The organism is Xanthomonas euvesicatoria (genome assembly GCF_013112235.1).
In the GTDB taxonomy this organism is placed as follows: Bacteria; Pseudomonadota; Gammaproteobacteria; order Xanthomonadales; family Xanthomonadaceae; genus Xanthomonas; species Xanthomonas euvesicatoria.
Genome location: NZ_JABFFS010000001.1, coordinates 3385679 through 3397953 on the forward strand (window position 1 = coordinate 3385679; position 12275 = coordinate 3397953).

11 protein-coding genes are annotated in these 12275 nt (G+C 65.1%); all 11 read right to left on the reverse strand.

Translation table 11 applies throughout. The annotated features are described in order from the left end of the window. Positions 1–8: 8 nt before the first annotated feature. On the reverse strand, positions 9–1412 hold the full coding sequence (gene rpoN / locus HLH45_RS14600) for an RNA polymerase factor sigma-54 (protein ID WP_008575947.1): 1404 nt from the start codon (positions 1410–1412) through the stop codon (positions 9–11). A gap of 216 nt (positions 1413–1628) precedes the next feature. Further along, positions 1629–2261 (reverse strand): response regulator transcription factor, encoded by a 633-nt coding sequence (locus HLH45_RS14605; RefSeq protein WP_003482986.1) that lies wholly within the window; start codon positions 2259–2261, stop codon positions 1629–1631. Positions 2262–2329: 68 nt separating this feature from the next. Then, positions 2330–2896 carry a PilZ domain-containing protein gene (locus HLH45_RS14610; RefSeq protein ID WP_008575948.1) on the reverse strand — a complete coding sequence of 189 codons (567 nt, stop codon included), beginning with the start codon at positions 2894–2896 and terminating at the stop codon, positions 2330–2332. Continuing rightward, positions 2896–3189 (reverse strand): hypothetical protein, encoded by a 294-nt coding sequence (locus HLH45_RS14615; RefSeq protein WP_008575949.1) that lies wholly within the window; start codon positions 3187–3189, stop codon positions 2896–2898. The genes HLH45_RS14610 and HLH45_RS14615 overlap by 1 nt, the downstream gene beginning before the upstream one ends. An 8-nt stretch (positions 3190–3197) precedes the next feature. Then, complete coding sequence (gene fliS, locus HLH45_RS14620) at positions 3198–3611, reverse strand: flagellar export chaperone FliS (RefSeq protein ID WP_008575950.1); 414 nt, start codon at positions 3609–3611, stop codon at positions 3198–3200. A gap of 150 nt (positions 3612–3761) precedes the next feature. Beyond that, entirely contained in the window at positions 3762–5087 is a 1326-nt protein-coding gene (gene fliD / locus HLH45_RS14625; protein ID WP_008575951.1) for a flagellar filament capping protein FliD, read from the reverse strand. A gap of 271 nt (positions 5088–5358) precedes the next feature. Further along, entirely contained in the window at positions 5359–6558 is a 1200-nt protein-coding gene (locus HLH45_RS14630) for a flagellin (RefSeq protein ID WP_008575952.1), read from the reverse strand. Positions 6559–6875: 317 nt separating this feature from the next. Beyond that, positions 6876–8081, reverse strand: coding sequence for a flagellar hook-associated protein FlgL (flgL, locus tag HLH45_RS14635; protein WP_008575954.1), 1206 nt, complete (start codon positions 8079–8081; stop codon positions 6876–6878). Beyond that, entirely contained in the window at positions 8081–9955 is a 1875-nt protein-coding gene (flgK, locus tag HLH45_RS14640) for a flagellar hook-associated protein FlgK (RefSeq protein ID WP_008575956.1), read from the reverse strand. Before flgK ends, flgL begins: the two co-directional genes overlap by 1 nt. 11 nt (positions 9956–9966) lie before the next feature. Further along, complete coding sequence (locus HLH45_RS14645; RefSeq protein WP_008575959.1) at positions 9967–11145, reverse strand: flagellar assembly peptidoglycan hydrolase FlgJ; 1179 nt, start codon at positions 11143–11145, stop codon at positions 9967–9969. Between the two features lies 1 nt (position 11146). Beyond that, complete coding sequence (locus tag HLH45_RS14650; protein WP_008575960.1) at positions 11147–12265, reverse strand: flagellar basal body P-ring protein FlgI; 1119 nt, start codon at positions 12263–12265, stop codon at positions 11147–11149. Positions 12266–12275 lie beyond the last annotated feature (10 nt).

The following is a 12275-nucleotide window of genomic DNA, read 5'->3' on the forward strand; positions in this document are numbered from 1 at the left end:
AGTAGTCCTTATCCTGCCCGGGCAAGCAGCGGTTTAGTGGTGCGGCGGCGCTCGCGTGCCGGTGCGATATCAAGTTGTTCGCGGTACTTGGCCACGGTGCGGCGCGCAATGTTAACGCCTTGCCGCGACAGCAATCCGGCAATCGCCTCGTCGGCCAGCGGCCGGCCGGCCGGCTCGCTTTCGATCAAGCGGCGCACCATCGCCTTGACGGCCTGGCCGGAGACGCTGGCGCCTTCCAGCCGCACGGCGAAGAAGTGCTTGAGCTCGAAGGTGCCGCGTGGAGTCTGGATGTATTTGCCGGTGGTGATGCGCGAAATGGTCGATTCGTGCATGCCGATCTCGTCGGCGATTTCCTTCAGCGTCAGCGGTGCCATTGCTTCTTCGCCACGCGCCAGGAAGGCGGCCTGGCGTTCGACGATGGCACGCGTGGCGCGCAGCAGGGTCTCATAGCGCATCGACAGCCCGCGGGTCAGCCAGCGCGCTTCCTGCAGCATGTCGCGCAACGGCTGCGCGGCCTCGCCGGCGTCGGCCAGCGCGCGTTCGTGCACCGGATTGATGCTGACGCGATGGGTGGTGGCCGGGTTGAGTGCGACGCGCCAGCTGTCGTCGGCATGCCAGGCGAGCACATCAGGAATCACGCTGGCATTGCTTTCCTGCAGCAGGTCGTCGCCGGGGCGAGGTTGCAGCGACAGGATCAGCCGCACCGCTTCGCGGGCATCGTCCACTTCGGCATCGTGTGCGCATGCCAGCACCGTGTAGTCGTGCGCGGCCAGCAGCTCCAGATCGCCGTCGAGGATGCGCGCAGCCAGGTGGCGTGCCGGGACGCGGCCGGGCAGGGCGCTCAACTGGGCCTGCAGACACTCGCGCAGGTCGCAGGCGGCCAGGCCGGCCGGGTCGCCGTGCAGCAACCGCTGCCGGATCGCTTCCACCGCCTGCACGGTCATGCCCAGACGGGTGGCGCCCAGCTGTTGCAGCGTCGACAGCGCTTCGGTCAGATAACCGGCGTCGTCGGTCTGCTCCAGCCAGAACGCAGCGGCCCCCAATGCCGCCTCGTCCAGGTCCAGCGCCAGCTCGCGCAGGATGCGCACATGCGGGTCGGTCGACTCGCCGGCGGCCACGCGCTGCATGCGATCGTCGTCCCCATCGTTCCAACTGCCGCCCTGCACGTCCCACATCGTGCTTTCCGGCAGTTCGTCGAACGCGGCGATATCGCTGGCGCCATCGTTGTCGGTGGCGGCCTGATCCCCGTTATCGGCCAGCTCTTCCAACTCCAGCAACGGATTGGTTTCCAGGGCACGACGGATTTCCAGTTCTAATTGCATGCCGTCCAATTGCAACAGACGGATCGACTGCAGCAACTGCGGGGTGAGGTGCAGTTGCTGGCCAAGCTGGGCGGAAATGGTCGTCTTCATGGAAGCGCTTCCGATGGGCGCTGCACGCAGCAGCGATGGAATGCATCTTGCAGGACAACGCGACGGGTTTCTAATCAGGGAGTCAGGTGAGGTGACTCATGATTTTCCCGACAGTTTGTCAGGAACTTCCTGACGTTGCAGGCGGGCTCAAGCGTGCCCGCCGGAATCCCGTCACTGTTTTCAGCGTCGCTGGCCCACGCTTGCCCGGATGGCGCGTCAGACCAACTCGTTGTGATGTTTGGCGGCCAGCAGCACCAGATCGTTGGCGCGACGGCATCCGAGCGATTCCATCATGCGGGCGCGGTGGGTTTCCACGGTCTTGACGCTGATGCCCAAATCGGCGGCGATTTCCTTGTTGCTCTGTCCGCGGCCGATTTCGCGCAGGATCTCGCGCTGACGCGGCGACAGCGCGGCAATGCCGACCGGCTTTTCGCGGCCCAGCATCGGCGCAATCATCTTGGACGAGATCTGCGGGCTCAGGAACACCTGCCCGGCGGCGGCGGCGCGCAACGCCAATTCCAGTTCCAGCGGCGCGGCGTCCTTGACCACGAAGCCGACCGCGCCGCGATCGAGCGCATCGCGCACATGCACCGGGTCGTCGTGCATCGACATCATCACCACGTGCGTGCGCGGCGCGGCGCGCAGCACGTCGGTCATGGCATCCAGGCCGCTGCGGCCGGGCAAAGACAGGTCCATCAGCACCAGGTCGGGCCGGTGCAGGGACGTCATGTCCAGGGCTTGTTGCGCATTGCTGGCTTCGCCCACGACATCGATGCCGGCGAAGGTTTGCAGCAGCCTGGACAGGCCGGCACGGACAAGGGTGTGATCGTCGACGATGATGACTCGCACGGCGCAGAAGAGACCTTTTTCAGTAAAGGGCACCTTAGCTGACCCGGCGCCCGGCGCCAACTATCGGATCAACGCTGGCGGCGGGCGTCGGCGATCTGACGGCGGTGCAAGCGAAACAGGTGGCGTTCCAGCGCGTCCTGCAGGCCGGGCGCGAGCGGGGCAAACCGCAGCCACAGCCAGACATCGTGGCCATCGCTCGCGTTCGCCAGCACGGTAGCAGGAAGCTGTACAAGTTCAGGAAGCCAGTCGGACGGCTGCAGGCAAACGGCGCCGGTTGTGCCGGGCGGGTGACTGGTTGCGCAACTCAGGCGGATCCCGCGCACCGACCAATGCACCATTCCCTGGCTCAGGCCGCTGTCGCCCTGGCGCACCAGGCGGCCGATCAGCGCCAGCATCAAATCCAGTTTGGCGTCCATGCGCTGCACCAGCAGCGGCAGTTCGCCGCGGTCCTCGCTGGTTTCTTCGCTACGCAGGTCTTCGACCTGGCCAAGACTGCGCAACAGGGTTTCAGCGGCGCTGTGCGCGCCCGCATCGCTCCCGGCGCGGAAGCCGGCCGGCAACTGCAATTGGCAACTGAGCGTGTCGGCAAACAGCTCGGCATCGGCGGATGGCGCGAGTGTGCCGAGCGCGCTCATCAGATCCGTCCGACCCGCGCGTAGGCGCGGCTGGCCGACGATGAGGTGCGCTGTGCGCGGATCAGTTCCAGCAGCTTGCGCTGCCGCTCGCGCATCATCCGCATCAAGTCCTGATGCATGGTGAGCAAGGCCTGCAGCGCGTCGCGGTCCTGCTGGATGTCCACCTGCTGCGCGTATTCGCGCAGGTGCAGGTCGTGGTTGTCCAGCATCTGCGGCATCGCCTCGAACTCCTCTTGCGCCATGGCCAGGCGGAGGTCGGCGATTTCTGCTTGAAGGCTTTGCACGCTATGCATGGCAGGACTCACGAAACGGCGGAAAGGCCGCGTTGTTCGAGGGGGATGGAGTTCCACGCCGAGTCGATTTCGCTGAGCAACCTCAGCGCTTCGGTCAACGCGGTCTCGTCGTTGTGCAGGTTGGCCGCGGTCAGCCGCTGCATCACGTAGTCGTACAGGGCCGAGAGGTTACCAGCGATCTCGCCACCGGCTTCGTGATCGAGCGAGCCGTTCAAGTGACCGACGATCGCGCAAGCCTCGCCGATGGCCTTGCCCTTGCGCGCCTGGTCGCCCTGCGCCAGGCAGGCCTGGGCCAGACGGATGCGTTGGCAGGCACCGGCAAACAGCAGCGAAACCAGCTTGTGCGGGTCGGCTTCGGTCACGCTGGTGGCCACGCCGACCTTGCGATATTGCTCGGCATACTGACGATTGGAACCGTACATGGATGACTCCTCAATGGGCTGACCTTCGCTGGTCCCGTAGCGCTGCGCTCCTGCGACGACGCTCCTGCCGGAAGGCAAGGCCGAAATCACGATAGGCCTTACTTGTATCGGCAATACCCTGACAGGACTTGAGGATCGTCATCACGGAAATCAGCTTGTCAGCAGGCCGCTGAGCGAGCTGGTGCTGCCTTGCAACTTGCTGATCATGGCGTCCATCGCGGCGAACTGCGCGGTGTAGCGGTCGCTGAGTTTTTCCATGCGCGCATCGAGATCGTCCAGCTCCGATTCATAGCCCTTGATGGTCTTGTTCAAACTGTCCGAGCGCAGGGTCAGCGTGCCGTTGGTTGCATTGACGTTGCTGTCCAGCAGCTTGGTCAGGTTGCCACCGAATTTGCTGTCCTTGCCCAACACCTCGGCCGCGGCGCCGCCGTCGGAGGCGATGGCGGTGTCGAACTTGGCGCCGTCGAAACTCATCACGCCATCCTTGTCGATGGTCAGGCCGAGCGCCTTGAGTTCGTTGACGTTGCCGCTGACCTGGCCGCGCAGCTGTTGTTGCAGGCTGCGCACCAGCGAATCGCCGGTCAGCGCCGAGGCAGTCTTGGTGGTGGCGTCGTAACTGCTGCTCTTGGCCAGCAGCGTGTTGGCGGTGTTGTAGGCCGCGGCGAACGCGGTGAGGTTGCCCTTGAGGCCGCTGGTGTCGGCGGCCACGCCCAGATTGAACTTGGTGCCTTCAGCGGCCTTGGTCAGGGTGAGCACCACGCCGGGCACGATGTCGCTGACGGTGTTGGAGCTGGACGTGCGCTCGAAACCGTCCACGCGTACCAGCGCGTCGGCGGCAGCGACGGTCTGGTTCAGCCCGCCGGTGACGCCGGGGCCGTAGGTGAGGCTGCTCAGGCTGGGGTCGCTGGCGCTGATGGTCAGGGCGCCCTTGGTACCGGAGTCGACCGCATTGAAGACCAGGTGCTGGCCATCGTTGGCGGTGACCACGCTGGCAGTCACGCCCTTGCCGCCGGCGGCCTTGTTGATGGCTGCAGCGATGTCGGTGAGCTTGTCGGTGCCGCTGATGTCCACGGTGACGCTCTGATCGCCATAGCCGATCGTCAGCGTGCCGCTACCCACGGTGGCATCGGCAGCGAATGCACCGGAGGCCAGTTTCTGCGAGGTCGCCAGCGAGACCACTTCCACCGAATAGTTGCCCGGCGCCGCCGAGCTGGTGGTGGTGGCGGTGAAGCCGGCATCGGTCGGCACCGTGGCCTTGTAGGCGTTGGTGTCGGCGCTGCTGATCACCTTGTCCAGCGCAGACTTGAGCGTGGTCATGCTGCTCTTGATCTGGCTGATCGCCGACAACTGCGTGGTCGCGGCGGTGCCGGCCTTGTTGATGCGTGCCTGCTCGGGGTCTTTCTGCCGGGACACCAGGGTGGACACCACGGTAGGGATGTCCAATCCGGAGGCGGAAGTGCTGATCACCGATGCCATGTTGCATTCCTCGTCTGGGCGTCCGAAACAGACGGACGCATGGGATTACGTGACGGGTATCGGCCGCATCCGCTAGGACTTTAGCGGCGGCGAGGGTCACGTGCACGGTTGCTATCTGTGCAAGTTCCATGCCCGTCGCGGCCGGCGGCGCGCGTCAACAAACCGTCCATGGCGGGCGTGGACGGGCTGCGGCCACAAAATAGCCCCTCCGAAGAGGGGCTTTGGACATGCTGTGGAGCGCTGCCGCATTGCTGTGGCAGGTGACTGCCCGTTACTGCAGCAGGCTCAGCACGTTCTGCGGAACCGACTTGGCCTGGGCCAGCATCGCGGTACCGGCCTGCTGCAGGATCTGCGTGCGGGTCAGTTCGGCGGTGGCCTTGGGATAGTCGGTATCGGCGATCCGGCTGCGTGAGGCCGACAGGTTTTCCGAGGTTGCGCTCAGGTTGGCGATGGTGGAGGTGAAGCGCTTCTGCACCGCACCCATGTCGGCGCGCGAGGAGTTGACCGTGGTCAGCGCCTTGTCGACGATTTCCAGTGCTTTCTGTGCGCCGGAGAACGTGGAGATATCCAGGCTGCCCAAGGTCGAAGCGGTGGAACCGGAAGCGGCCGAAGCGGTGGTGATGCCGGCGCCGACGGTGATGCCAGCGGCGCTGGAGGTGCCGGCCGACAGCGAGGTGAAGTCCTGGCCAGCCTTCAGCGATTCGATCTGCACCGAGCCGTCGCTCTTGATCGAGGCGTACATGCCGGTCTGGTCGAGCTTGTCGTTGATCGCCGAGGCAACCTTCTTGTTGACGTCGGCAGCGGTGTCGCCGGCAGCGACCTTGACGTCGGCAATGGTGATGCTCTTGGCCGAACCGCTGGCGTCCTTGAACGACAGGCTGATGCCGCTGACAGAACCGGAGGCGGTGGCGGTGCCGCTCACGCCGGCGCCGGAAACGGCGGCAGCGAAGTTGGCCTTGCCCAGCGAATCGATGTTGGCGTCGGCGATGCTGTTGATGCCGATGGTCTGGCCGGCGTCGGCGCCGACCTGGAACAGCGCGCCGGAGAACGAGCCGTCCAGCAGCTTGGTGCCGTTGAAGCTTGTCTGATTGGCGACGCGGTCGATTTCCGCGGTCAGCTGCTTGACTTCGGAATTCAGGGCCTCGCGGTCGGTGGACGAGTTAGTTGCATTTGCCGACTGCACCGACAGCTCGCGGATACGCTGCAGATTGTTGCCGATTTCCTCCATCGCGCCTTCGGCGGTCTGGGACAGCGAGATGCCGTCGTTGGCGTTGCGCGAGGCAACGTCCAGGCCGCGGATCTGGGTCGTGAAGCGCTCGGCGATTGCGCCGCCGGCTGCGTCTACGGCAAAGCTGGTGATGCGCTTGCCAGACGAGAGCTGCTGGATGCTCAGCGCCAAGCTGGAGCTGTTGGTGTTGAGGTTCCGCTGAGCGTTCAGCGACATTACGTTGGTGTTGATTACCTGTGCCATTTTGATTTCTCCTAAGCGATTTTTCCGGCAAGGGGGACTTGCCTGGAGCCTCCGCAGGGGGGCCATCAAGTTGGCCGTTGCCGCTGCTGAGATGAATAACGGCGTTGCGTCGGGAACCTTTAGCGAAATTCAGTATTTTTTACTGTCTTTCTGCGTCGGGACGAAATACGTAAGCGTTGTGTATCAACGGTTTGGTTTATTCGGCAGCACCCCGCCAATCTTTAGCGTTGGTATAACTCTTCGGAAAATAAACACCGTACGCCTGCGCAAGCGCTCACGCGCAGGAGCGAAGAAAGCCCAGGTTTTCTGCGGCAAAATCAGCGGATGATGTTGAACAACGACGACGACTGCATCTGCTGAAAAATCGTTTGAGCGGCCTGCAACGAGGCCTTCTCGAGTTGGTACTGCCCAATCGCCGAGGCGTAATCCAGATCGCGGATCGACGACAGGCTGGTCTTGAGGGTGACTTCGTTGGATTCGAGCAATGCGTTGGCATTGTCGATGGCCGACAACTGCGCGCCGCCGGAGGCGCGCGCATCGATCATCTTCGAAGACGCCTGGGTGATGTCGCGCATCGACGACTGCAGCGTGTTGATCATCGCTGTCTTCTGTGGCGCGGTCAGCGTATCGGAGTTGAGCGCGCCGACCAGGTCGCCGATGGTGGAGAACACATCCTTGGTGCCGGAGGCGCCAATCTGGAAACTGTCGCCCACCGCCGGTGCGCCGCTGATGCGCATGCGCACGCCGGCGGCGTTGATGTCTTCGCCCTCCTTGTAGGTGCCGGTGCCGACCACCGTATTGGTGCTGTCGCGCACTTCATAGGTGTCGGCGGCGGTGAACTGCACGCTGTAACTTCCACCGTTCCAGCTGCCGGTGCTCGCGTCGCGGCTGAAATCCAGCAGCAAGCCGGTCCCCGTGTTGGCGGCGTTGGCGTGCGCATCCACGGTGCCGTCGCCGGTGCGGATGCGCATGAAGATTTCGCTGCCGGGCAGGGCGTCGCTGACGAAGGTGTCCGGCGCCACTTCGACCTGCTTCTGGGTCTGGTCGCCGTTGTAGGTGACGCTGCCATTGCTCTTGATGAAAGGCGCACTGCCATCGGCGGTGCCGCCGAACAGGTAGCGTCCGGTGCCGTCGGTGCTGTTGGCCAGGCTCACCATGCTCTCGCGCAGCGCTGTCAGTTCCGAGGCGATCGCCTTGCGGTCATCGGGGCTGAGCGAAGAATTGCTGGCCTGCACCGCCAATTCGGTGACGCGCGCCATTTTGTCGCCGGCTTGCGAGAGCGCGTTTTCCTGCAGCCCGAGCCGGTTCTGCACGTTGTTGGCGTTTTCGCCGAAGCGCGTGATCGCCGCCAGGGCACGGTCCAGGCCGACCGCCGTGCCCGCAGCCACCGGGTCGTCCTTGGCGGTGACCAGGCGCTGCCCACTGGAGAGCTGCGATTCGAGCTGGTTCAGCCGCGACTGCTTGGCGCCCATCGAGGCGACCGACTGGCTGTACATCATGCTGGTGGAGATACGGTCGGTCATCAGCGTACGGCACCCAGGATGGCTTGGAAGACGGTGTCGGCGGTAGAGATCATCTGTGCGGCGGCCTGGTAGGCCTGCTGCAGCTTCAGCATGTTGGCGGCTTCCTCGTCGAGGTTGACGCCGGAAATCGAATCGCGGCTGGCCTGCGCCTGGTCGTTGATGACCTTCTGCGCATCGGCCGAATAGCTGGCCGCACGCGCGGCCGAACCCACCGAGGTGGTCAGGCCGGAGAGCGCGCCATTGAGGGTGACCGTGCCGCCGCTGAGCGCCTTGGCATCGTCGATGTTGGCCAGCAATTTGGCATTGCCGTTGTCGCTGGAGCCTGCGCCCATCGGGCCGACGCCGAAGGTGTCGCCGGCCTTGGGTGCGCCGTCCAGCGCGAAGCTCCAGCCGTTGGCGCTGATGGTCTGGCCGGCGGTGTAGGCGAACGGGCCGGCGCCATCGATGGTGTACTGGTTGGCGTCGATGAACTCGATCGACGAGGGGGTCAGCAGCGCGGGATTCTGCGCATTGGTGACCTTGACGTCGCTGATCTTGCCAGTGCCCAGGTTGGCGACCGTGGCGGTGGCCTTGACCGGGGTGGCGGCGGCAATCCGCGAGGGATCGGTAATGGCCACCGACAAGCTGCCGGCCAGCCCGGCGGTGGGCTGCAGCAGGAACTTGTCGCCGCTGGCCGGCGTGCCGCCCACCACCATGCTGACGCCATTGAGCACCAGCGGGTCGGCGGCGGTGCCGGTACCGGTCATCGGCACGGCAGAGCCGGTACTGGCGTTGATGGCTTTCCAGGTGGTGCCGTCGAAGCTGAGCGTGACGTTCTGGCCGTCAACGGCACTCACGTTGCTGAAACTGGCGCTCAGCGATGCGCTGCCGGTATTGCTCGGATTGGCGGCAACGGTAGGCGAACCGATATTGAAGAAGTTGCCGCCCATCGCGCCATACAAGTCCATCCCCTGACTGTGGCCGGCATTGAAGGTGCTGGCCATGCCCACGGCCAGGCGGCCGAGTTCGGCCTGGGTCGGCTCCAGCACGCTGCTGCGAAATTCCAGCAGACCGCCGATCTGGCCGCCCAGCGAACTGGCGCTGAGGCTGACGTTCTGGCCTTGGGTCTGCATCGCCACCTGCAGCTTGGTCGGCTGATACGGGTCGGCAACGGTGACGAGTTTGGAAGAGGTGGTACCGACCACCAGCGGCTGGCCGCCGGCGGTGAAAACATTCATGAAGCCGCCGTCCTGGATCACCGCCGTGCCGCCGGTAAAACCGACCAGCTTGCTCACCAGCGCGTCGCGCTGATCCAGCATGTCCGGCGCTGCCGCCTGGGCACTGCTGCCGATGGTGCCGTTGAGCTTGGCGATCTGCTGCGTCAAGCGGTTGACTTCGTCCACCGAGGAGGTCAACCCGCTGTTGACTTCGTTGCTCAGGCTGTCCATCTGCCCGTTGAGCTGCTTGAAGCGCGTCGCCAGCGAATTGCCGCTGTCGAGCATGCTCTGGCGCTCGGGGGTGGAGGAGGCGTTGGACGACACCGCGCTGGTGGAATCGAAGAAATTCGACCACAGCCCGGCCACGTTGGTGGCGGTGTTGGAGTACAGCGCGTCGACGCGGTTGGACAGCGAGGACAGCTGCTGCAGGCGCGAGAGTTCGCCGCCGCTGTCGAGCAGGCGCGAGATGGCCAGCTGGTCGGCGACCCGGCCCACATCGGTGATCTTGGCGCCATTGCCCACGAACGCGTAGCCCATGTCGGTGGGCGTGCGCGTTGCAAATTCCACACGTTGGCGGCTATAGCCTTCGGTATTGATGTTGGCGACGTTATGGCTAACGGTCGACAACGCCCGTTGGAAGGCGATGAGCGCGCTGGTCCCGGTGGACATGATGGACATGAGCGTTTACCTCAGCGACGGATGGTTCCGAGCCCGACCGGCTCGACGGTACTGGCATAGCGGTTGGACAGATCGGCCGCCGCGTTGCCGATGGCGGCCACCGCACGGTCGATGGTCGGGCCGTTGGCGATCGCCGCGATCTTGGCCGCATAGCCCGGATCGGTGGCGTATCCGGCTTGTTGCAAGCCGCGTGCAAAACCCTTGATATCGGTGCCGGCCTGCAGCGCGGGCTGGTAACGGCTGTTGTTCTTCAGCAGCCGCACGTAGTCGGCAAAACTCTCCTCGGCCGAGCCATAGGCGCGGAAATCGGCGGTTTCGGTGGTTTTGACGCCGTTGACGTATTCGTGGGTGCCGGTGGTGACCTTGTCGCCGCTCCAGCCGGTGGCCTTGATGCCGAACAGGTTGTTGGAGTCGCCACCGTTGCCGATGCCGCGACGGCCCCAACCGGTTTCCAATGCGGCCTGGGCCACCAGCGCGCGCGGGTCCACACCCAGTTCGCGCGCAGCCTTTTGCGCATGCGTCCAGATCTTGGCGACAAAGCCTTCCGGGGTGCGTTCGCCCAGGCTGGCAGCGGCGCTGCTGGCGGCGCTCGCATTGACCGCGGCATTGGCATCGGCTGCATCGCTGGCGGCCACATCGGCCCAGCGATCGTTGGCCGACGGCCAGCTCAGTGCTGCAGCATCGTCGCTGCCGGCTTCGCCAGCGCCGGTACGCCCGGCAATCAGATCCAGCACCTGGCTCATGCCGATGCCGCTCAAGTTGCCTGCGCCCAGGGCCGCCTTCGCCACGCTGCTGGTCGTGATGCCGGTGGCCGCGCCGTCGCGGGCGGGCAGCGGCAACGAGGCGTCGCGCTTGCCGGCAACCAGGGCGTACGCCTTGGCCGCTTCGGCAGTGTTCAACGAGGTGTTCAAGGCCGGGCCGCCCGTGTCGCCACTGAGCTGCTTGGAGATCATCGCCGACAGTCCCAGCCCCTTGCCGTCGGTCAACGCCTTGGCCATCTGCTGGTCGTACATTTCGCGGAACATCTGGTTTTGGCCCGGAAACATCGGGTCGCCGGAGCTCGCATCGCGCATGCTCTTGACCAGCATCTGCGCGAACTGACCTTCGAGCTGACGGGAGACCTTGTCGATCTTTGCCGGATCGGCCTTGGTGCTCGGGTTGAGATCAATGGGCGAGGCTGCGATACGCATGTCAGATCACCTCTAGCTCCGCCGTCAGCGCACCGGCTTGCTTGAGCGCTTCCAGGATGGCCACCAGGTCGCCGGGCGCGGCGCCCACTTCGTTGACTGCGCGTACGATCTGATCGAGCGTGGTGCCGCCTTCGAACTTGAACATGCGGCTGCCTTCGGAGGTGGCCGTGATCGTCGATTGCTGGGTCACCGCAGTGCGGCCGCCACTGAAGGCGCCCGGCTGGCTGACGTTGGTGTTTTCGCTGATGGTGACGGTGAGCGAGCCATGCGCGATGGCGGCCGGCATCACCCGCACCAGCTGGCCGATGACCACGGTGCCGGTACGCGCATTGACCACCACCTTGGCCGGTGCATCTCCCGGGGAGAGCTCGACGTTTTCCAGCCGCGACAACAGGCCGATCCGCGCACCCGGGTCGGTCGGCGAGCGCACCGCCACGGTCACGCCGTCGACCGCACGCGCGGTGCCGGCGCCGAAGCTGCTGTCGATCGCCGCGACCATGCGCGAGACGGTGGTGAAGTCGTTCTGGTGCAGGTTGAGGGTGATCTCGCCGGTGCCGGCGAACACGTCCGGCAATGCTCGTTCGACAGTGGCGCCGTTGGGAATGCGCCCGACGCTGGGCACATTGACCGAAACGCGCGAGCCGTCCTTGCCTTGCGCACCGAAGCCGCCAACGACCAGGTTGCCCTGAGCCATCGCATAGACCTGGCCATCGGCGCCCTTCAGCGGTGCCATCAGCAGCGAGCCGCCGCGCAGCGACACTGCGTTGGCGATCGAGGAAATGGTGATGTCGATGGGCTGGCCGGGCTTGGCGAACGGCGGCAATTCGGCATGGATGGCCACGGCCGCGACGTTTTTCAGCTGCGGGTTGACGTTCGCCGGAACATTGACGCCCAGCTCGCCGAGCAGGTTCTTCAGGCTCTGCACGGTGAAGGGTGCCTGGCTGGTACGGTCGCCGCTGCCGTCCAGGCCAACCACCAGGCCGTAGCCGACCAGCGCGTTGCCGCGCACGCCGCCGACCTGGGCAAGATCCTTGATGCGCTCGGCGCTGGCCGGCGCGGCAATCGCGCACAGCGCGACGGCGGCAGCCAGCAGACGGAAGGGCAGGGAAGACAGGTTCATGGTCGCAGGC